Source organism: Achromobacter sp. UBA4530 (assembly GCF_002388205.1).
GTDB classification, from domain to species: domain Bacteria; phylum Pseudomonadota; class Gammaproteobacteria; order Burkholderiales; family Burkholderiaceae_B; genus Achromobacter; species Achromobacter animicus.
In genome coordinates this window covers 82,945-104,393 of record NZ_DGMA01000037.1, presented here as the reverse complement: position 1 = coordinate 104,393, position 21,449 = coordinate 82,945, and the positions used below count along the sequence as shown (strand labels likewise).

Sequence of the window (21,449 nt, the reverse complement as noted above, 5' to 3'; positions counted from 1 at the left end):
GCTTTTATTGCGCAAACCCCCGCAGGTATCCCCTGCGGGGTTTTGTCTTTAGTGAGAGACCAGGCCGTTGCGCTGGAGGTTGATTGCGCGATTGGCGCAAACCTTTCCGCGGCTGTAATCGCCAGGTCCCATTGCAGTGCCCCGTAGTGCCCATCAGTGCCAAAGCGGCACTTAAGTAAGACCCAAGATTCGAACGATTGACCCTGGTGTCAATTGCTCAAGCAGCTACGCTTGACGACCATAGCAAGGTGGTACCACTCCTTCCCATCCCGAACAGGACAGTGAAACGCCTTTACGCCGATGATAGTGGACGGACGTCTGTGAAAGTAGGTCATCGTCAAGCTCTTATTCTCAAAGCCCCACCGGTACCCGGTGGGGCTTTGTCTTTGGTGCGCCACGGGCCTGCAAGCCGCGCCAATGCTGAATGTGCCCAAATAACAACGCGCGTGGGCGGGGTGGCTTTGTGCGGTAAGATTGTTCGAGTCAATTCGTTGGAGCGTTATCGTGAGTGATCCCCAGACCCCCGTGCCCGGTACGACATTGGACCTTCGCACGTTGACCCACGTGGCTTATGGCTTGTATGCCTTGGGCTTTCTGACGAGTGGATTTCTGGGCATTGCCACGATCGCGGCTGTTGTGCTCATGTACCTCAAGCGGTCTGACGCGGCCGGCACCGTCTACGCCGGCCATTTCGACTGGCTGCTGCGTACGTTCTGGTGGGCGTTGCTGTGGCTTGCCATCAGTGGGATCGCGACGCTCATCTTCATCGGCTGGATCGGCGTGGCGGCAACCATTGTGTGGGTGCTGTATCGCCTGATACGCGGTTGGCTGTCGCTGCTGGAAGGCACTGCGCCCACGTCTTACGCCTGAGTCCAGGCTGTACCCTCGGAAAGGCCGGCATTGATGCCGGCCTTTTTGCATGCGCCTCGTGTGACGCGCGAGAACATGCGCGCGGTGGTTCTTGGCTCGCATGTGCACTCAATGGAATCGGAAAGGACGCGGGCGGGCGCCTTGTTTAGGAGCGGGGCGCTGAGCTTCGATTTAGTTGAGTGCGACGCGCAGGACGCATTCAGAGGCGGCGCGTGCGCCTATCGACGTCGCGTGTGCCGGAGGGGCCATTGAAGTGCGTGAGCATGCAGCTTGTCGGCTTGCAAAGGCGCACCAGTGCTGACGATCAGGCGATAGCGTCGCTATTGAAGTCGGGCGGGGATGTCCACGGACGTGGCAATGGGGAACTGCGAGGAGGGGGCTTGCTTGGTGGCGTCGAGCTCGCCCGGCCGTAAGCCAGGGCGTCGCGACAATCCAAAGGCAGGGACGTACGCCGTACGCCCTTTGCCTGCTTACTTCAGATGTGCGTTGACCAGTTTGGTCAGTTCGAACATCGTGACCTGATCCTTGCCGAAGATCGGGCGCAGCTTGGCATCGGCGTTGATGTTGCGCTTGTTGCTGGCATCTTGCAGGTTGTGCTTCTTGATGTATTCCCAGATCTTCTTGGTGACCTCGGTACGCGGCACGGCTTCCGAGCCGATGACAGCGGCCAATTCGGCGCTGGGGGTCAGCGGCTTCATGAATGCAGCGTTCGGCTTGCGCGCGGTCGCGGGTTTGGAGGTTGTGGCCATAATGCGGCGCTCCTTCTCTGGCTGTTGGAAAAATTGTCCTGCGGCCGGAGCATAACGTGTCTCTACAGTAAAGACAAAGGCATTTATCCTCTGTAGCAACTAAAATGCATCGACTGTCCCCTCTCTCACGTCATTCTGTAACGTCCTATGTACGCACGTTCTCCGTTGGAATCGATTCGGCTTTTTCATGACGAATTGACGGCGCTCCGGCGCGATTTGCATGCCCATCCAGAACTCGGTTTTGAAGAGGTCAGAACGTCCGGCATCGTCGCGGGTGCGCTGGAAGCGTTGGGCATCGAAGTGCACCGCGGTATCGGTAAAACGGGCGTGGTGGGCGTGATCCGCGGCAAGCGCTGCGACAGCGGCCGCATGATTGGATTGCGGGCCGACATGGACGCGCTGCCCATGACGGAAGACAACACGTTCGGCCACAAGTCGACCAAGCCGGGCCTGATGCACGGATGCGGGCACGATGGTCATACCGCAGTGCTGATCGGCGCGGCGAAGTACCTGGCGCAGACCCGCAACTTTGATGGCACGGCAGTGTTGATTTTCCAGCCGGCCGAAGAAGGACGCGGCGGTGCGCGCGCCATGCTGGAAGACGGTTTGTTCGACACGTTCCCTTGCGATGCGATCTATGCCTTGCACAACTGGCCGGGCCTCAAACCTGGCACGATCGGCATCAACCCCGGACCGATGATGGCGGCGGCCGATCGCTTCGAGATCCTGATCACGGGGCGGGGCGGTCACGGTGCGCATCCCTATCAGACGATCGACCCGGTGACGATCGCGGGTCAGATCATCACCGCGTTGCAGACCATCGTGTCGCGCAATGTGAATCCGCTGGATTCGGCGGTGCTGTCGATCGGGTCGGTGCAGGCCGGGCATCCGGGCGCGATGAGCGTGATTCCGCGCGAGGCGCGCATGGTGGGCACGGTGCGCACGTTTCGCAAGTCCGTGCAGGAGATGGTCGAGACGCGCATGCGCGAGCTGGTGAGTGCCATTGCCGGCGCTTTTGGCGGCACCGCCGAAGTGGTGTACGAGCGCATCTACCCTGCGACGCTGAATACGCCGCAGCACGCCAACCTGGTGGCCGACATCGCGACCGAGATGATCGGCAAGGAAAACGTGGTGCGCGACCTGGTACCCTCGATGGGTTCTGAAGACTTTTCATTCATGTTGCAGGCCAAGCCGGGCGCCTACTTCCGTCTTGGGCAAGGCGGCGCCGATTCCGGTTGCCTGCTGCACAACCCGCATTTCGATTTCAACGATGCCGTCATTCCCCTGGGCAGTGCGATGTTCTGCGCGCTTGCTGAACGGGGCATGCCGCTGGCAGATTAAGAAGCCTTCCATGTCTACTCAAAGCACGACTCAACTCACCATCACCCGCCCCGACGACTGGCATCTGCATTTGCGCGATGGCGCGGCGCTTGAAGCCGTGGTCGGCGATACGGCGCGCCAGTTCGCGCGCGCAATCATCATGCCGAACCTGAAGCCGCCGGTCACGACGACGGAACAGGCGTTGGCCTATCGAGGCCGCATCCTGGAAGCGCTTGGCAAGTCGGGCGTCAATCCGGCTTCGTTCACGCCCCTGATGACGCTGTACCTGACCGACAACACGCCCGCTGAAGAGATCCTGCGCGCGCATGAGTCGGGCCATGTCTACGCCGTCAAGCTGTATCCCGCCGGCGCCACGACCAACTCGGACGCGGGCGTGACCGATCTGCTGGGCAAATGCACGAAGGCGCTTGAAGCCCTGCAGAAATGCGGTATGCCGCTGTTGGTGCATGGCGAAGTGACGGATCCGTCGATTGACGTGTTCGATCGCGAAGCCATTTTCGTGGAGCGTGTGATGAAGCCGTTGCGGCGCGCCTTCCCCGCCCTGAAGGTCGTGTTCGAACACATCACGACCAAGGAAGGCGCGGAGTACGTTCGCGATGCGGAAGGTCCGATTGCCGCGACGATCACGCCGCAGCACATGCTCTACAACCGCAATGCCATCTTCCAGGGCGGCGTGCGGCCCCACTGGTATTGCCTGCCGATTTTGAAGCGCGAGACGCACCGTCTTGCGCTGGTCGAGGCGGCGACCAGCGGCAGCCCGCGTTTTTTCCTGGGCACGGATAGCGCGCCGCACGCGCGCGGTCTGAAGGAACACGCCTGCGGCTGTGCTGGCTGCTACACCGCATTGCATGCCATGGAGCTTTATGCGACCGCGTTCGAGGCCGCCGGCAAGCTCGACAAGCTGGAAGGGTTTGCCAGCTTCCATGGCCCCGACTTCTACGGTCTGCCTCGCAATACCGGCACGTTGACGCTGTCGCGCGAGACCTATCAGGTGCCGGAAGAGTTGGCGTTCGGCAACACGACGCTGGTCCCACTGGCTGCCGGCGAGGCGCTAGAGTGGCGCGCTCACGTCTGAGGACGATCGCGGCTGGCGCCGAATGCAAATGAAAAAGGGGTGAGCGGCTGTGCCGTTCACCCCTTTTTCCGCCGAGCGGACTATCTATATATAGCAGTCACGTCAAAGCGCGCCATCGCGCCGCGCTTCCAGCAGTTCCCAGCGCGCAAACTTCTCTTCGAGTTCAGTTTCGAGCTTGGCCAGTTCGCCGTTGATGCGGTCGACCTCGGCCGGCGCATCGCGGTAGAGGCTGCCGTCAGCAAGTTGGCCGGCCAATTCAGCTTGCTTCGCTTCGAGCGCGGCAATCGCATCGGGCAGGCCTTCGAGTTCGCGCAGGTCCCAGGCGTTGATCTTGCCAGCCTTCGCAGGCTTGGGCCGCGCCGCCTTTGCTCGTGCCGCGCCGTCGTCGGCGGGTTTCGCGACCTTGTCGGCCTCGGCCTGCGGAGCGACAGGCGCCGGGCGCTGTGCGACCCATTCGTCGTAGCCGCCCACGTAATCGCGCCAGTGGCCGTCGCCTTCGTAGGCGATCGTCTGCGTGACCACGTTGTTGAGAAACGCGCGATCGTGGCTGACGAGCAGCACGGTGCCTGCGTATTCCTGCAGCAGTTCTTCCAGCAACTCCAGCGTTTCGATGTCCAGATCGTTGGTGGGCTCGTCCAGCACCAGCACGTTGGCCGGCCGGGCAAAGAGCCGCGCCAGCAGCAGGCGCGCGCGTTCGCCGCCGGACAGGCTGCGCACCGGTGATCCGGCGCGCGCCGGCGAGAAGAGAAAATCGCCCAGGTAGGTCATCACATGCTTGCGCACGCCGCCGATCTCGACCCATTCGCTCCCCGGACTGATGATGTCGACGAGCGAAGCGTTTTCGTCGAGCTGCGCGCGCATCTGGTCGAAGTAGGCGACGGCGACGTTGGTGCCCAGGCGCGTCGCGCCGCTATCGGGCTGCAGTTCACCCAGGATGAGCTTGAGCAGTGTGGTCTTGCCTGCGCCGTTGGGGCCGATGATGCCGATGCGGTCGCCGCGCAGAAGGGTTGTGGAATAGTCGTCGACCACGATCTTGTCGCCGAAGCGCTTGCTGACGTGTTCGAGTTCGGCCACGAGTTTGCCGGAGCGTTGGCCCTCGGCCAGCGCCAGCGACACGTTGCCCACGCGCTCGCGGCGTTCGGCGCGCTGCACGCGCAGGCTTTCCAGGCGACGCACGCGGCCTTCATTGCGTGTGCGGCGGGCTTCCACGCCCTTGCGGATCCAGACTTCTTCCTGTGCCAGCAGTTTGTCGAAACGCGCCTGCTCGAGCCTTTCGGACTCGAGCCATTGGGCCTTGCGTTCCTGCCACTGCGAGAAGTTGCCCGGGAAGCTCAGGAGGCGTCCGCGATCGAGTTCGACGATGCGAGTGGTGACGGCGTCCAGGAACCGGCGATCGTGGGTAATGATGACTGCGGCGCCTTTCCAGGCGCGCAGCATGTCTTCCAGCCAGGCGATGCCTTCGAAGTCCAGATGGTTGGTGGGCTCGTCGAGCAGCAACAGATCCGGCTCGTCGATCAGGGCGCGGGCAAGCGCGACGCGCTTGCGCGTGCCGCCGGACAGGCCGGCGATCTGCACGTCGGCGGGCAGGCCCAGCTTTTCGATGACGGCGCGCGCGCGCGAGGGGCGCTGCCAGTCTTCGTGGTCGCCATCCGCATTGCATACGACGTCAAAGACAGTGGCATTGTCGTCGAGCTCGGGTTCCTGTTCGACGGTGGCCACTCGCAGACTCGAGCTGCGCGCGATTGCGCCGTCGTCGGGCTGCGTGCGGCCGTCGAGCAGTCTGAGGAGCGAGGACTTCCCTGCGCCGTTGCGGCCGATGAGGCCGATGCGCTCGCCGGACTGGATGGCGAAGTCGGCATGGTCCAGCAGTGGATGGTGCCCATATGCGAGCTGGACGTCGGTCAGGGTGATGAGAGTTTCGAGGGCCATGTAGTGTTGGGTGTCTGCGGCATCTAAGCGGATCAGCGCGTATTGTCGCAGGAACCCGCCCCGAGGTTCTTGCGGGCGCCCTGGGGACAGAGCACACGGCTGTAATAGAATACGCACTGCAAGATGGGTCGGACGATCGCGGTGGGTGCAAGCCCATCGAGGAAGGTCCGGACTCCACAGGGCAGGGTAACGGCTAACGGCCGTCCGGTCGTGTCTTCGGGCATGGCTGAGGAATAGGACCACAGAGACGAGACTGCGGCGCGGGCGCGCTATGCGCGCACTGATACGGCCATCTCCGTATTGCGCCGTCCGGCAACGGGCGGCGGCATCGCAGGGTGAAACGCGGCAACCTCTATCCGGAGCAACATCAAATAGGCATGCGTGCGGCCTCACGGCCGTGAAGGGCGGCTCCGTCCGAGCATGCGGGTAGATGGCTAGAGCGGCTCAGCAATGATCCGCGCAGAGGAATGATCGTCCGCCAGGGCAACCTGGTGTACAGAATCCGGCCTATAGACCCGTCTTGCACTGATTTTTCCCGGCGCGCGCGGATCTGGACGAGGCCGCGCGGCCGTCTGGCGACCACCGCGCCAGTTCATTGCCTCATCCAGTGTCGCCCATCTGGCGGGAAGCCTCGCCAACCGGAAGGATCGACCCAGCCCCAGGCGGTAAACCGCAATCGTTAGGCGCTACTTCTTAAGTAGGACTTTTAGAGTATGTCGCAACCTCCTGATTTATTGGGAGGTTTTTCTTTTTGCGAATTTACAAGTTGATCTAAGTCCTTGTTGTGATTGAAAAAATTGCAACCGCTCGCTTGACCGCCCCTTTCCCATACCGTAGAGTGGGAAATAGTAGGAAATTGTGCAATTAAGTGGGGTAAATGTGGTGTTTCAGGGAAGCAGCGCGCTCACGCTGGATGCCAAGGGACGGATCTCCATTCCGACCCGGCATCGTGACGCGCTCATGTCGCAGGCCGAAGGCCGGCTGACCCTGACCCGCCATCCCGACGGCTGCCTGCTGGTGTATCCGCGACCGGAGTGGGAAAAGAAGCGCGAGCAGATCGCCGCTTTTCCGATGACGGCCCGCGCGCTGCAGCGGCTGTTGCTGGGCAACGCTCAGGACGTGGAACTGGACGGCTCCGGCCGGGTCCTGATCGCTCCTGAACTGCGCAACGCTTCCGGTATGACGCGCGATGTGATGCTGCTCGGTCTGGGCTCTCACTTCGAGCTGTGGGACGCCGCTACCCTGGCCAGCCGAGAGGCTGAAGACTTGGCCAAGGGTATGCCGGACGTGTTGAACCAGTTTTCGTTCTGAAAGAGTTATGGAATTCGAACATCGGCCCGTCCTCCTGGCGCCGACGGTGGACGCGCTTTTGCTGCCCGGTTTCGGCGGCAAGGGCGCGGCACGGTCGCAGCCGCAGGATGGGCAGGATGTGGCTACGCGAATCGAAAGCGGCGTCTTCGTAGACGGCACTTTCGGCCGGGGCGGCCACAGCCGCGAGTTGCTTGGCCGGTTGGGCAAGCACGCCCGGCTGGTCGTGTTTGACAAGGACCCGCAAGCCATTGCGGTCGCCAACGCGCTGGCGGCCGAGGATGCGCGGGTCACTGTGGTGCATGGGGGCTTTGCCACCATGGCCGAAGAATTGGAGCAGCGCGGCATCGGCAAGGTCGATGGCGTGATGTTGGATCTGGGCGTTTCGTCGCCTCAGATCGACGATGCCGAGCGCGGTTTCTCGTTCATGCGAGACGGCCCGCTCGATATGCGGATGGACACCACTCGTGGTCCCACGGTGGCGGATTGGCTGGCGCAAGCCAGTGTGGATGAGATGCGGGAGGTCATAGCGGATTATGGCGAAGAACGGTTTGCTTTTCAGGTTGCAAAGGCGATTGCTGCTCGCCGCGCAACAAGGCCGCTGCGCACCACGCTCGAGCTTGCCGAGTGCGTCGCCAGCGCCGTCCGCACGCGCGAAAAGGGGCAACATCCGGCCACACGCACCTTTCAAGCTTTACGGATTTACATCAATCGGGAACTCGAAGAGCTCGCGCGCACCCTCGCGTCAGCTTTAGACCTGCTTGCCCCGGGGGGGAGGTTGGCGGTGATCAGCTTTCATTCACTTGAAGACCGCATGGTCAAGCAGTGCATCGCGGCGGCGGCCAGGCCGGCTGCTGCGCATGCACGCCTGCCCCTGCGCGAAAGCGAAATGCCCCAACCCGTTGTGCGATCCCTTGGCAAAGTCGTGGCCGAGGACGACGAAGTCTCGACCAACGCCCGTGCCCGTTCCGCCATCCTGCGCGCGGCTGAACGTACGGAAACGCCGCTGCCTGCCGAGGGCGGCTTCGCATTTGTGAAGATCGGTTCGCTGCCCGGCAGCGACCTCGCCCCGCCGCCCCGGCGTGGCGGCAAGGGAGGGCGCCGCTGATGGGTCGCGTCAACCTGATCGTTGCGGCTTTGCTGATGCTGTCGGCCATTTCCCTGGTCACCAGCCGGTATCAGTCGCGCCAGCTCTTCGTGGAGCTGGGCCGCGATCAGGCGCATGCGCGCGACCTCGAAACCAACTGGCGGCGCCTGCAGCTTGAGCGCGCCGAGCTGGCCCGCAATGCGCGGGTCGACGCCATTGCGCGCGACGGTCTGAAGATGATTCCCATCGTCCCCGACCGTACGCTCTATATGAATCAGGCGCCCGTGCCCGCGGCCGCCGGAGGCACGCAATGAAGCGCGTGCCCTTCTTCGACAATCCCGTGCTGCGCGGAAGCTTGCCTACGTGGCGCGCCCGCCTGGTGCTGATCCTGCTGTTTGGCGGGTTTACCGTGCTGGCCGGCCGCGCGCTGTTCCTGCAAGGATTGTCGACGGAATTCCTGCAGCAGCAGGGCGAGCGCCGCTACGAGCGCACGCTGACGCTGGCCGCCACGCGCGGCAAGATCATGGACCGTAATGGTGCGGTGCTGGCATCGAGTGTGCCGGCGCGCGCCATCTGGGCGATCCCCGAAGACGTGAAGCAGGCCACGCCCGCGCAGCTGGATTCGCTGGCCAAGCTGCTGGACACGCCGGCGGGCGATCTGCGCCGCCGCCTCGTCGACGAGGACAAGAACTTCGTGTACCTGAAGCGCCAGGTCTCGATGGACGTGGCCGACAAGATCAAGCAGCTGGGCTTGCCGGGCGTGCACCAGCAGCCCGAAACCCGCCGCTACTACCCGGACGGCGACGTGATGGCCCACGTGGTCGGCTTCAATAGTGTCGAGGACCAGGGGCAGGAAGGCGTCGAGCTGACGTTCAACCAGCAGCTGTCGGGCCGACCGGGAAGCCGCCGTGTCATCAAGGATCGGCTGGGCCGCGTCATCGAAGACGTGCAGGCCGTCACGTTGCCGGTTGATGGCCGGGACTTGCGCCTGTCCATTGACACGCGCCTGCAGTACCTGGTTTTCAAGGAACTGAAGGACGCCATGGACAAGCACCGCGCCAAGGGTGCGACGGCCGTGGTGGTGGATGTGCACACGGGCGAGATCCTGGCGCTGGCCAACGTGCCGACCTTCGATCCGAACAACCGCGAAACCTTCCATGGCGCCAACCTGCGCAACCAGGCGATCACGGATACGTTCGAGCCGGGCTCGATCATGAAGCCCTTTACCGCAGCGCTGGCGCTGGACCTGGGCCGCATCAGCACGTCGACGCAGTTCGAGACGGGCAACGGCCGGTTCACGTATCAGGGCAGCACGATCAGCGACGTGAGCCGCAACGGCACGCTGGATGTGGCGGGCGTGCTGCGCAAGTCCAGCAACATTGGCATGACGATGATCTCCGAGAAGCTGGAATCCCGTGAAATGTGGGACCGCTTCACCGAATTGGGTCTCGGCCAGGCGCCGCAAGTGGGATTCCCCGGCGCCGCGCCCGGCCGTCTGCGTCCGTGGGAACGTTGGCGCCTGATTGAAAAGGCCACGATGGCCTACGGCTACGGCCTGTCCGTGTCGCTGCTGCAAGTGGCGCGCGCCTATACCGTCTTTGCACGTAACGGCGACATGGTGTCGCTGACGCTGGTCAAGCGCGATAGCGATCCGACCAGCGTCAAGATCTACACGCCCAAGACGACCGCGCTGGTGCGCGCCATGCTGGAGGCCGCCACCGGCCCCGATGGCACGAAGGCCGCGCAGGTGCAGGGCTACCGCGTGGCGGGCAAGAGCGGCACCGCGCGCAAGATCGTGGACGGCAAGTACAGCACGCAACGTTACCGCAGCTCGTATGTGGGTTTTGCCCCGGTGTCGGATCCGAAGATCGTGGTGGCCGTGTCCATCGACGAACCGACGATCGGCGGCTATTACGGCGGCGCCATTGCCGCGCCCGTGTTCTCCCATATCGTGGGGGGGAGCCTGAGGCTGATGGGGGTGCGGCCCGACGCACCGTTTGAATCCACGATTGTTGCTGGTATCAAGGAGCCAGGCAGATGAGCGCCAACGGCTTCCACTCTTCCCCTGCCGCCACGGTTGTCGAGACCGTGGCGTGGTTGCATGAGCGCGTGTCGTTGACCGCGCATCTCAAGCTGGACTCGCGCGACATCGAGCCGGGCGACGTGTTCGTTGCTTGCCCGGGACTGTCGAGCGACGGCCGTCTCTATATAGATAAGGCGTTGGCGCTGGGCGCCAGCGCCGTGCTGTTCGAAGCGCCTGCCACCGATGCCGTACAAGCCGCGTCGGCCGGCACGCCCATGCTTGCGGTGACCGGCCTGCGCTCGCTGCTAGGCGAACTGGGCGACACCTGGTATGGCCGTCCGTCGGCGGCGCTGGCCGTGGTTGCGGTGACCGGCACTAACGGCAAGACGTCGTCGGTGCAATGGATTGCCCACGCGCTGAGCCGGAACGACAAGGCTTGCGGCACCATCGGCACGCTGGGCGCCGTGCTGCCCGATGGCCAGACGCTGGGCGGCAGCCTGACGACGCCGGATGTGCTGACTGTGCACCGCACGCTGGCCGCGATGCGCGACGCCGGCGCGAAGGCCGTGGCCATGGAGGCCTCGTCGATCGGCATCGAGCAGGGCCGCATGGACGGCGTGCGCGTGGCGCTGGCCGCCTTCACAAATCTGACGCGCGACCATCTGGACTATCACGTCACGATGGAGCGCTACGAAGCGGCCAAGGCGCGCCTCTTCCGCTGGCCCGGCCTGACCGCCGCGGTGATCAACGCCGACGATGAAGCCGGGCGGCGGATGCTGGCCAGCCTGCCGGACGGCGTGACGCCGATGGGTTACAGCCTGAGCGACGATCCTGAAATTCCGGCCGCCATGCGTGCGCGGGACTTGCAGGCAACGTCGCAAGGCCAGATCTTTACGCTGGTGTCGCCGCATGGCGAAGCCCAGATCGTGACGCGCCTCTTGGGCGCGCACAACGTTTCGAACCTGCTGCTGGTGGCGGGCGTGCTGTACAAGCTGGGCCTGCCGTTTGCGCAGATTGCGCGTGAACTGGCGGCGACGGATCCCGTCGATGGCCGTTTGCAGACCGTGGAACCGGCAGTGAACTTGCCAGCCCATACGGCACGCGGTCCGCTGGTGGTGGTGGACTACGCCCACACGCCGGACGCGTTGTCCCGTGCGCTGCTGGCGCTGCGTGCCGTGGCCACGGCACGTTCCGGCCGCCTGATCTGCCTGTTCGGCTGCGGCGGTGAGCGCGATCCGGGCAAGCGTCCGGTGATGGGCGCCATTGCCGCGGAGCTGGCTGACCACGTGGTGGTGTCCAGCGACAACCCGCGCACCGAATCGCCCGAGGCGATCGTCCAGCAGATCCTGGCCGGCGTGCCCGAAGCGGCGCATGCCGACGTGCAGGTCGATCGCGCGCGCGCCATCCTGCAGACCATCTGGGCGGCGTCGCCGGAAGACGTGGTGCTGCTGGCCGGCAAGGGTCACGAAACCTATCAGGACATCGGTGGCGAGAAGCTGCCTTTCGACGATCGCGAATGGGCGCGCGTGGCGCTGCTGTTGCAGCAGACGCCCGGCGTGTCCACCGATACGCGCCGCATTGGCGAAGGCGAACTCTTCGTCGCGCTGGTGGGCGAAAATTTCGACGCGCACGACTACCTGGATCAGGCAGCTTCGCGCGGCGCTTGCGCGGCGCTCGTCGCGCACCATGTTGCCGATGCCGGACTGCCGCAGCTTGTCGTGGGCGATACGCGCGTGGCGCTGACGCGCATCGGCGCCGCCTGGCGTGCCCGGTTCGTGCTGCCCGTGGTGGCGGTGACCGGCAGCAACGGCAAGACGACCACCAAGGAAATGATCTCCGCGATGCTCGCCGAATGGCAGGGCGACGCGGGGCGCCTGGCCACGGCCGGCAACCTGAACAACGACATCGGCGTGCCGCTGACCTTGCTGCGCCTGCGCGCGGGTCATCGCGCCGCCGTGTTCGAGCTGGGCATGAACCACCCCGGTGAAATCGCGCAGCTTGCCGCCATTGCCGCGCCTACCGTGGCGCTGGTCACGAACGCGCAGCGCGAGCACCAGGAATTCATGCACACCGTTGAAGCGGTCGCGCATGAGAACGGCGCCGCGATTGCCGCATTGCCGGCCGATGGCGTCGCCGTGTATCCCGGAGACGAGCCCTACGCAGCCATCTGGGATGCGCTGGCCGCGCCGCGCCGCGTGCTGCGGTTCGGTCTGCAGCCCGGCCTGGACGTCTATGCGGAACAGATCATCGCGGAAGTCGACGCCACGCGCTGCCGTGTCGTGACGCCGGTCGGCGTTGCCGATCTGACGCTGCCGGTGGCGGGATTGCACAACCTGCGCAACGCGCTGGCCGCCATCGCCAGCGCCATTGCAGCGGGCGCGCCGCTCGAGATCGCGGTGCGTGCGCTGGCGGGATTCAGCCCGGTGGCCGGCCGCATGCAGCACAAGCGAATGGGTGACGGAACGTTGCTCATCGATGACACCTACAATGCCAACCCCGATTCGGTCCGCGCAGCCATCGACGTGCTTGCGCGCATCGGCGGCACGCGCGTCCTGGTCTTGGGCGACATGGGCGAAGTCGGGGACAACGGCCCCGCCATGCACGTCGAGGTGGGCAATTACGCGCGCGAGCATGGGCTCGACGCATTCATCACGCTAGGCGAAGCCAGCCGGGCGGCAGCTGCCGCATTCGGCGCTGGCGCGCACGCCTGCGCATCGGTAGACGAAGTCGTTGCCGCCTTGCGCGGCTTGCGCCCGTCCTGCGTATTGGTAAAAGGATCGCGCTTTATGCGCATGGAGCGGGTAGTGACGGCTTTTTCTTTGAATGACGGTACGGCAGCCGCAGGGCAGGGAGAGCAGCATGCTGCTTGAGATCGCCCGCCTGCTTTCCGACGATGTGCGCGCGCTGGGCGTGTTCGAATACATCACCCTGCGCGCCGTCTTGGCGTGCGCGACGGCGCTGGTGATCGGCCTGGTGGCCGGTCCGCGCGTCATCCGCAAGCTGACCGAAATGAAGATCGGCCAGGCTGTGCGCACGTACGGTCCCGAATCGCATCTGGTCAAGACCGGCACGCCGACCATGGGCGGCGTGTTGATCCTGATCTCCATCGCCATCAGCACCTTGCTGTGGGCGGATTGGACTAATCGCTTCGTGTGGGTTGTGCTGCTGGTGACCTTCGGATTTGGCTGGATCGGCTGGCGTGACGACTACCGCAAGGTGGTCTATCGCGATCCCGAAGGCATGCCGGCGCGTCAAAAATTCTTCTGGCAAGCCACCATCGGCATGGTGGCTGCGGTGTATCTGGCGTTCGCGGTGTCCGCGCCCGCCAACACCGAACTCTGGCCCCTGTTCAAGGCCTGGGTGGGCAGCGGCTTCACGATGGCGCTGCCGACGCGTGCCGACCTGATCGTCCCGTTTTTCAAGACCGTGAGCTATCCGCTGGGCGTGCTGGGTTTCGTGGCGCTGACCTGGGCTGTGATCGTCGGCACCAGCAACGCCGTGAATCTGACCGATGGCCTGGATGGCCTGGCCATCATGCCCACCGTGATGGTCGGCAGCGCGCTGGGCATCTTCGCCTACGTGGTCGGTCGCGTGGACTATTCGAAGTACCTGCTGTTTCCGTACATCCCCGGCGCATCGGAATTGATGGTGCTGTGCGCGGCGATCGGGGGCGCGGGGCTCGCATTTTTATGGTTCAACGCGTATCCGGCGCAAGTGTTCATGGGCGACGTCGGCGCGCTTGCGTTGGGCGGTGCGTTGGGCACGATTGCGGTCATCGTGCGCCAGGAAATCGTGCTGTTCATCATGGGTGGCGTGTTCGTCGTCGAGACGCTTTCGGTGATGATCCAGGTGACCTGGTTCAAGTACACGAAGCGACGTTATGGAACAGGTCGACGCATTTTCCGAATGGCCCCGTTGCATCATCACTTTGAAGTGGGCGGCTGGAAGGAAACCCAGGTGGTCGTGCGTTTCTGGATCATCAGCATGATGCTGGTGCTGATTGGCCTCTCTACGCTGAAGTTGCGATGAACATGATGGAATCCTCCCGCGCTGACGCGCCGCTCGTGCTGATCCTCGGATTGGGCGAGACGGGCGTCGCCGCCGCACGCTGGTGCGCCCGCCTGGGCGCCCGCTTGCGCGTGGCCGACACGCGCTCGGAACCGGGAGGCCTGGCCGCGCTGCGCGAAGCGTTGGCGCAAAACGAAGTGGAATACCGGCTGGGCTGCGACGAGTCGTTTGCCACCGATCTGCTGGATGGCGTATCGCAGGTCGTGTTGAGCCCGGGTCTGGCGCCCACGCAGGCGCCCGCCGCCGACGTGCTGCGCGAGGCCGAGGCCCGCGGCATTGAAATCGTCGGCGAGATCGAACTGTTTGCCCGCGCGCTGGCGGATCTGGCCGCCGATCGCGAGTATCGCCCGCGTCTGCTGGCCGTGACCGGCACCAATGGCAAGACCACCGTCACCGCGCTGACGCGGCAACTGGTCGAAGCCAGCGGGCTGACGGTCATCGCTGCCGGCAACATCAGCCCCGCGGCGCTGTCCGCGCTGATGGACGCGCTGGACACGGACGCGCTGCCGCAGGTGTGGGTGCTTGAACTGTCCAGCTTCCAGCTTGAAACGACGCGCACGCTGATGGCCGATGCGGCCGTCGTGCTGAACGTGACCCAGGATCACCTGGACTGGCACGGCGGCATGCAGGCCTATGCCGATGCGAAGGGCCGTCTGTTGAAGATGGCGCGCATCGCCATCGTCAATCGCGACGATCCGCTGACCGTTGATATGGTGTCGTCGCTGAACGCCATGAACGTGCGCAGCTTTGGCCGCGATGTGCCTGAGCTGGTGGGCGACATGGGCCTTGAACTGGGACAGGGCGTAGCGTGGCTGACGGCCTGCGAGTCCAACGATTTCGATGAGCCGGCACCGCCCACGCGGCGCAAGAAGGACGCGCCCGAACCGGTGCGCGCCAAGGGCCGTATGAGCCGCCTCATGCCCGTGGACGCACTGCGCATCCGCGGCATCCACAATGCGCTGAACGCGCTGGCCGCGTTACAGCTTGCCCGCTGCCTGGATCTGGGCTGGGGCGCCATGCTGCGCGCGCTGCGCGACTATGCGGGCGAGCCGCATCGCGCCGCCTTCGTGCGCACCATCGGCGGCGTGGACTACATCAATGACAGCAAGGGCACCAACGTGGGCGCCACCGTGGCCGCGCTGGAAGGCCTGGGCCAGCCCGTGGTGCTGATCGCCGGCGGCCAGGGCAAGGGCCAGGATTTTTCGCCGTTGATTCCCGTCGTCTCGCGCCATGCGCGCGCGGTGATGCTGATCGGCCTGGATGGCCCGGAGATCGGCCGCGTGCTGGAGCCGACCGGCGTCAAGTGCCTGATTGTCGAGACCTTGCGCGACGCCGTGCGCGGTGCGGCCGAACTGGCGCAGCCGGGCGACGCCGTGCTGTTGTCGCCGGCGTGCGCCAGCCTGGACATGTTCCGCAATTACCCGCATCGCGGGCAGGTGTTCGTGGAAGAGGTCGAAGACCTGGCCCGCGACCGTGGAGAGGTGGCATGAACCGCAACGCCGCCTCCTGGGCGAATTCCGTGGCGCGTGGCGCCGAGGCCGCACAATGAGCCTGATCGCCGACCTGACCGCCAGCGTCAATGCCGTACGGCCCGGCCGTACCCGCATGCGCAACTTCGACATGCCGCTCGTGATCGCGGCGTCGACGTTGCTGCTGCTCGGCCTGCTGATGGTGTATTCGGCATCGATCGCGCTGGCCGACGGCCCGCGCTATGCGTCCTATGGCCGCTATTACTTCGTGATCCGCCACGGCCTGTTCGTCAGCGCGGGCCTGGTCGGCGCCGCCATCGTGCTGTCGATCCCCATCCGGGTCTGGCAGCGTCTGGCCGTGCCGCTTTTCGTGGTGACGATGGTGTTGCTGGTTGCGGTGCTGATTCCGGGCATCGGCCGCGAAGTCAACGGCGCGCACCGCTGGATCCCGTTGGGTCCGCTGAATTTCCAGCCGTCCGAGCTGATGAAGCTTGCCGCCTTGCTTTACGCGGCCGACTACACCGTGCGCAAGCAGGAGCACATGCAGGCCTTTGCCCGCGGCTTCCTGCCGATGGCGTTCGCGCTGGCCGGCGTCGGCATGCTGCTGCTCCTCGAGCCCGACCTGGGCGCGTTCATGGTGATCGTGGCCATTGCCATCGGCATCCTGTTTCTGGGCGGCATCAACGGCAAGTATTTCAGCAGCCTGCTCGCCGTGCTGGTGGGCACGTTCCTGATGCTGATCTGGCTATCGCCATGGCGTCGTGCGCGGCTGTTCGCCTACCTGGACCCCTGGAACGAAGACAACGCCTACGGCAGCGCGTACCAGCTGTCGCACTCGCTGATTGCGCTGGGTCGCGGTGAATGGTTCGGCGTGGGCCTGGGCGCCAGCGTGGAAAAACTGCATTACCTGCCCGAGGCGCACACCGACTTCCTGATGGCGGTGGTGGGCGAGGAACTGGGCTTTGCCGGCGTCATGCTGGTGATCACGCTGTTCGCCATCATCGTGTACCGCGGATTCGACATCGGCCGTCAGGCCATCGCCATGGAACGCACGTTCGCCGGCCTGGTCGCGCACGGCGTGGCCATGTGGTTCGGCGTGCAGTCGTTCATCAACATGGGCGTGTGCCTGGGCCTGCTGCCCACCAAGGGCCTGACGCTGCCCCTGATGAGCTACGGCGGTTCGGGCGTGGTGATGAACCTGTGCGCGCTGGCGATGCTGATCCGGGTCGACGTGGAAAACCGCATCATGATGCGCGGGGGACGGGTATGACCGCCGCTCGCACGATCCTGATCATGGCCGGTGGCACCGGCGGTCATATCATGCCGGGTCTCGCCGTGGCCGACGTGCTGCGCGAGCGCGGCTGGCGCGTGCTGTGGCTGGGCAATCCCGAAAAGATGGAAGGCCGCCTCGTGCCGCCGCGCGGCATCGAACTGGTGCCGCTGCGCTTCCAAGGCGTGCGCGGCAAGGGCGCGTCCGCGTTGCTGAAGCTGCCGTTCCTGCTGCTGCGCGCGTTCGCGCAAGCGTGGTCGCGGCTGTCCGACGTGCGTCCCGACGTGGTGTTGGGCATGGGCGGTTACGTGGCATTTCCGGGCGGCGTGATCGCGGCGCTGCGCGGCACGCCGCTGGTCGTGCACGAACAGAATGCCGTCGCCGGCACCGCCAACAAGTGCCTGGCGAAGATGTCGCGCCGTGTGCTGAGCGGATTTCCCGGCGTGCTGCCCAAGGGCGAAGCGATGGGCAACCCGGTGCGCGCCGATTTGTGCGCCTTGCCGGATCCCGCCGAACGCTATGCCGGCCGCACCGGGCCGCTGCGCGTGCTGGTGGTGGGCGGCAGCCTGGGGGCGCAAGCCTTGAACACCACCGTGCCGCAGGCGCTGGCGCGTCTGCCGCTCGAGAACCGGCCGACGGTCGTCCACCAGGCCGGTGAACAACATTTGCCGGCGCTGCAACAGGCCTACGCCCAGGCGGGCGTGCAGGCCGATTGCCGCGCTTTCATCGACGACATGGCGGGCGCCATGGCCGACGCCGATCTGCTGATCTGCCGCGCAGGCGCCATGACGGTGTCCGAAGTGGCGGCCGCCGGCGTCGCGGCGCTGTTCGTGCCGTTCCCCCACGCCATCGATGACCACCAAACTGCCAACGCGCGCTTCCTGAGCGACGCGCAGGCCGCCTGGCTGCAGCCGCAGACCGCCCTGACGCCTGAGTGGCTGGCGGACTGGCTGAGCCAGCGCACCCGACAAGAACTCGAGGCTGTCGCCGTCCGGGCCCGCGCGCATGCGCGTCCCGACGCGGCCGCCCATATCGCCGACGTCTGTGAACAAGCAGCGGGGCGTTCATCATGAAACACAGAATTCAACATATCCATTTTGTAGGCATCGGCGGTTCGGGTATGAGCGGCATTGCCGAAGTGCTGCTGAACCTGGGCTACGACATCAGCGGTTCCGACCTGAACGAGTCGGCGGTGACGCGCCGCCTGGCCGGCCTGGGCGTGAAGATCGCGATCGGCCATGCCGCCAGCAACGTCACGGGCGCCAGCGCCATCGTCACGTCCACCGCGGTGGCGGGCGACAACCCCGAAGTGATCGCCGCGCGCTCTGCGCGTATTCCGGTGGTGCCGCGCGCCATCATGCTGGCCGAGCTGATGCGCTTGAAGCGCGGCATCGCCGTGGCCGGCACGCACGGCAAGACCACCACGACCAGCCTGGTCGCCAGCGTGCTGGCGGCGGGCGACCTGGACCCCACGTTCGTGATCGGCGGCCGCCTGAATTCGGCGGGCGCCAATGCGCGGCTGGGGCAGGGCGACTACATCGTGGTCGAGGCCGACGAGTCGGACGCCTCGTTCCTGAACCTGCTGCCCGTGATGGCCATCGTGACCAATATCGATGCCGATCACATGGACACCTACGGGCACGACGTGGCGCGGCTCAAGAGCGCGTTCATCGAATTCACGCAGCGCCTGCCGTTCTACGGCAGCGCCGTGCTGTGCTCGGACGACGCGAACGTGCGCGAGATCATGCCGTTCGTGTCGCGTCCCATCACGACCTACGGCCTGAACGAAGAAGCGCAGGTGCGTGCCTATGAGGTGCAGCCCGACGGCACGCGCATGCGCTTCAACGTGCAGCGCACTCACCGCGACACGCTGTTGCCGCCCCTGAACGTCGAACTGAATCTGCCCGGCCTGCACAACGTGCGCAACGCGCTGGCCGCGATCGCCGTGGCGACCGAGCTGGGCGTGTCCGACGCCGCCATCTGCGAGGCGCTGCGCGCGTTCAAGGGCGTGGGCCGCCGCTTCACGCAGACGGGCGAATTCCCGGTGCCGGCCAACCACGGCGGCGGCACGTTCACGGTGATCGACGATTACGGCCACCATCCGGTCGAAATGTCGGCAACGCTGGCTGCGGCGCGCGGCGCCTGGCCCGATCGTCGCATCGTGCTGGCCTTCCAGCCGCACCGCTACACGCGGACGCGCGATTGCTTCGAGGATTTCGTGCGGGTGTTGGGCACGGCTGACGCCGTCCTGCTGACCGAGGTCTATGCCGCTGGCGAACCGCCGCTGGTCGCCGCTGACGGACGTGCCCTGTCGCGCGCGTTGCGCGTGGCCGGCAAGGTCGAGCCGGTATTCGTGGAAGACGTGGCGGAGCTGCCGCAGACGGTTGTGGATTTCGTGCGCGATGGCGACGTCGTCATCGTGATGGGGGCGGGTTCGATCAGCAAGGTCCCCGCCCAGGTGGGAGAGCTGGCATGAGCAAGCAATTCGGCAAGGTGGGTGTGTTGTACGGCGGCCGGTCCGCCGAACGTGAAGTTTCGCTCATGTCCGGCAAGGGCGTTCACGAGGCGCTGACCAGCGCCGGCGTGGACGCGCACCTGTTCGACACCGGCGAGCGCAGTCTTGCCGAACTGGCCGATCAAGGTTTTGACCGCGTGTTCATCGCGCTGCACGGCCGTTACGGCGAAGACGGCACCCTGCAGGGCGCGCTGGAACTGTTGGGCATTCCTTACACGGGCAGCGGCCCGATGGCCTCGGCACTGGCCATGGACAAGACCATGACCAAGCGCATCTGGCTGCAGCATGGCCTGCCCACGCCCGACTTTGAAGTGCTGGATGCCGATACCGAACTGCGCCTGGTCCCCGACCGCCTGCAACTGCCGCTGATCATCAAGCCGCCGCACGAGGGCTCGACCGTGGGCATCACCAAGGTCGTCGGCTACTCAGACATGAAGGAAGCCTACGCCGCAGCCGCGCAGTACGACAGCGAGGTCCTGGCCGAGCAGTTCATCACTGGGCGCGAGCTGACCGTGGCCGTGCTGGGCTCGGGCAAGGCGGCGCGCGCGCTGCCGGTGATCGAGATCGCGGCGCCGGGCGGCAACTACGACTACGAACACAAGTATTTCTCCGACGACACGCAGTATTTCTGCCCGGCCGCCTTGCCCGCGGACGTCGCTGAAGAAGTCGCGCGGATTGCCGTCAAGGCCTATCAGACGCTGGGCTGCGAAGGCTGGGGCCGCGCCGATTTCATCCTCGATGCCGACAACCGGCCCTGGCTGCTTGAAATGAATACTTCGCCCGGCATGACCGGCCACTCCCTGGTGCCCATGGCCGCGAAGGCCGTGGGGATCGGCTATGCAGAATTGTGCGTGGCCATCCTGTCCGAGGCCTCGTGCAAGGTGCACGGCCACGCCCGCAACGCTTGACCTGGATACTCCGTGTGGAACGACGCTCGTACTACCAACCTGATCGCCAACACGCTCGCCGTGCTGGCGGTTGCCGCCATGCTCATCGCGGGCGTGGTGTGGGTAGCGCAACGTCCGTATTTCACGCTGTCGGCGATCGAGCTGGAATCGATGCCGGACACCGAGCTTCACTATGTGTCGACGGGCGCCGTGCGTTCGGCGATCGCGGGCCGCGTGAAGGGCAACTTCTTCACGGTGGACCTGGACGACGCGCGCGAGATCTTCGAATCGGTGCCCTGGGTCCGGCATGCCACGGTGCGGCGGATCTGGCCGAACGTGCTGCGTGTGCGCATCGAGGAACAGCAGCCCCTGGCGCTGTGGAACGAGAACCAGATGATCAACACCTGGGGCGAGGCGTTCACGGCCAACACGGGCGAGGTGGACGACGACACGGTGCTGCCGCAGTTCTCCGGACCCGACGGCACGGAAGCGCTGGTCGTGCAGCGCTACGCCGAGCTGGCGCGCTGGTTCGCACCGCTGGACATGCATGTGGAACAGTTGGAACTGAGCCCGCGCTACGCCTGGCGCGTCGTGCTTTCCAACGGCATGCTGCTGGACCTGGGCCGCGATCCGGGCGCCGATGCGCCGGACCCGCACGGCCTGCCCGGCGCCTTGCCGTTCGCGGCTCGTATTCAACGCTTTGTGCAGGCGTGGCCCACCGTGTCGGGGCGCCTGGTAGGGCGCACCGTCACGCAGGCCGACCTGCGCTATCCGAATGGTTTCGCCCTGGCGCTGGCCCCGTTGCCCGCGTCGGAAACCAAATCCAAATCCACACCGAAACCTCCCAAGAAACGCTAA

Annotated in this window: 17 protein-coding genes, 1 rRNA gene and 1 other RNA gene; 17 read left to right on the top strand and 2 right to left on the bottom strand. The window is 65.3% G+C overall.

The genetic code is table 11. The annotated features are described in order from the left end of the window. Positions 1 to 230 precede the first annotated feature (230 nt). Positions 231 to 343 (top strand): 5S ribosomal RNA (gene rrf, locus B2W22_RS24230). Between the two features lie 161 nt (positions 344 to 504). Continuing rightward, complete coding sequence (locus B2W22_RS24225) at positions 505 to 870, top strand: DUF4870 family protein (protein ID WP_056569333.1); 366 nt, start codon at positions 505 to 507, stop codon at positions 868 to 870. A gap of 470 nt (positions 871 to 1,340) precedes the next feature. Here B2W22_RS24225 and B2W22_RS24220 read toward each other — a convergent pair whose 3' ends face one another. Further along, positions 1,341 to 1,619 carry an SWIB/MDM2 domain-containing protein gene (locus B2W22_RS24220; RefSeq protein WP_006217453.1) on the bottom strand — a complete coding sequence of 93 codons (279 nt, stop codon included), beginning with the start codon at positions 1,617 to 1,619 and terminating at the stop codon, positions 1,341 to 1,343. Between the two features lie 147 nt (positions 1,620 to 1,766). Between B2W22_RS24220 and B2W22_RS24215 the strand changes: the two genes are divergently transcribed. Continuing rightward, positions 1,767 to 2,960: a M20 aminoacylase family protein gene (locus tag B2W22_RS24215; RefSeq protein ID WP_056569330.1), complete on the top strand. Its 1,194-nt coding sequence runs from the start codon at positions 1,767 to 1,769 to the stop codon at positions 2,958 to 2,960. Continuing rightward, positions 2,956 to 4,035 (top strand): dihydroorotase, encoded by a 1,080-nt coding sequence (pyrC, locus tag B2W22_RS24210; RefSeq protein WP_286939818.1) that lies wholly within the window; start codon positions 2,956 to 2,958, stop codon positions 4,033 to 4,035. The genes B2W22_RS24215 and pyrC overlap by 5 nt, the downstream gene beginning before the upstream one ends. Before the next feature lie 102 nt (positions 4,036 to 4,137). On the opposite strand, the gene B2W22_RS24205 is transcribed toward pyrC, so the two are convergent. Further along, positions 4,138 to 5,964: an ATP-binding cassette domain-containing protein gene (locus B2W22_RS24205; RefSeq protein WP_286939814.1), complete on the bottom strand. Its 1,827-nt coding sequence runs from the start codon at positions 5,962 to 5,964 to the stop codon at positions 4,138 to 4,140. 120 nt (positions 5,965 to 6,084) lie between these two features. Here B2W22_RS24205 and rnpB point away from each other — a divergent pair. The 13 genes from rnpB to B2W22_RS24140 all read left to right on the top strand — a co-directional run bounded on the left by rnpB (position 6,085) and on the right by B2W22_RS24140 (position 21,449). Next, an RNA gene (gene rnpB / locus B2W22_RS24200) (RNase P RNA component class A) lies at positions 6,085 to 6,490 on the top strand. 356 nt (positions 6,491 to 6,846) lie between these two features. Then, complete coding sequence (gene mraZ, locus B2W22_RS24195; protein WP_056322651.1) at positions 6,847 to 7,275, top strand: division/cell wall cluster transcriptional repressor MraZ; 429 nt, start codon at positions 6,847 to 6,849, stop codon at positions 7,273 to 7,275. Positions 7,276 to 7,282: 7 nt separating this feature from the next. Continuing rightward, positions 7,283 to 8,380: a 16S rRNA (cytosine(1402)-N(4))-methyltransferase RsmH gene (gene rsmH / locus B2W22_RS24190; RefSeq protein WP_286939812.1), complete on the top strand. Its 1,098-nt coding sequence runs from the start codon at positions 7,283 to 7,285 to the stop codon at positions 8,378 to 8,380. Continuing rightward, positions 8,380 to 8,673, top strand: coding sequence for a cell division protein FtsL (ftsL, locus tag B2W22_RS24185; protein ID WP_056569320.1), 294 nt, complete (start codon positions 8,380 to 8,382; stop codon positions 8,671 to 8,673). The genes rsmH and ftsL overlap by 1 nt, the downstream gene beginning before the upstream one ends. After that, positions 8,670 to 10,400, top strand: a complete 1,731-nt coding sequence (locus tag B2W22_RS24180) for a peptidoglycan D,D-transpeptidase FtsI family protein (RefSeq protein ID WP_175125648.1) — start codon at positions 8,670 to 8,672, stop codon at positions 10,398 to 10,400. The genes ftsL and B2W22_RS24180 overlap by 4 nt, the downstream gene beginning before the upstream one ends. Then, complete coding sequence (murF, locus tag B2W22_RS24175) at positions 10,397 to 13,252, top strand: bifunctional UDP-N-acetylmuramoyl-L-alanyl-D-glutamate--2,6-diaminopimelate ligase MurE/UDP-N-acetylmuramoyl-tripeptide--D-alanyl-D-alanine ligase MurF (RefSeq protein WP_286939809.1); 2,856 nt, start codon at positions 10,397 to 10,399, stop codon at positions 13,250 to 13,252. Before B2W22_RS24180 ends, murF begins: the two co-directional genes overlap by 4 nt. Then, positions 13,242 to 14,411, top strand: coding sequence for a phospho-N-acetylmuramoyl-pentapeptide-transferase (gene mraY / locus B2W22_RS24170; RefSeq protein ID WP_105237357.1), 1,170 nt, complete (start codon positions 13,242 to 13,244; stop codon positions 14,409 to 14,411). Before murF ends, mraY begins: the two co-directional genes overlap by 11 nt. After that, entirely contained in the window at positions 14,408 to 15,940 is a 1,533-nt protein-coding gene (gene murD, locus B2W22_RS24165) for a UDP-N-acetylmuramoyl-L-alanine--D-glutamate ligase (RefSeq protein ID WP_286939807.1), read from the top strand. Before mraY ends, murD begins: the two co-directional genes overlap by 4 nt. Before the next feature lie 55 nt (positions 15,941 to 15,995). Beyond that, entirely contained in the window at positions 15,996 to 17,189 is a 1,194-nt protein-coding gene (gene ftsW / locus B2W22_RS24160) for a putative lipid II flippase FtsW (RefSeq protein ID WP_175139416.1), read from the top strand. Beyond that, positions 17,186 to 18,262 carry an undecaprenyldiphospho-muramoylpentapeptide beta-N-acetylglucosaminyltransferase gene (murG, locus tag B2W22_RS24155; protein ID WP_218345029.1) on the top strand — a complete coding sequence of 359 codons (1,077 nt, stop codon included), beginning with the start codon at positions 17,186 to 17,188 and terminating at the stop codon, positions 18,260 to 18,262. Before ftsW ends, murG begins: the two co-directional genes overlap by 4 nt. Then, positions 18,259 to 19,665, top strand: a complete 1,407-nt coding sequence (gene murC, locus B2W22_RS24150) for a UDP-N-acetylmuramate--L-alanine ligase (protein WP_175125638.1) — start codon at positions 18,259 to 18,261, stop codon at positions 19,663 to 19,665. Before murG ends, murC begins: the two co-directional genes overlap by 4 nt. Then, on the top strand, positions 19,662 to 20,612 hold the full coding sequence (locus B2W22_RS24145; RefSeq protein WP_175125636.1) for a D-alanine--D-alanine ligase: 951 nt from the start codon (positions 19,662 to 19,664) through the stop codon (positions 20,610 to 20,612). Before murC ends, B2W22_RS24145 begins: the two co-directional genes overlap by 4 nt. A 12-nt stretch (positions 20,613 to 20,624) precedes the next feature. Further along, on the top strand, positions 20,625 to 21,449 hold the full coding sequence (locus B2W22_RS24140; protein WP_175125634.1) for a cell division protein FtsQ/DivIB: 825 nt from the start codon (positions 20,625 to 20,627) through the stop codon (positions 21,447 to 21,449).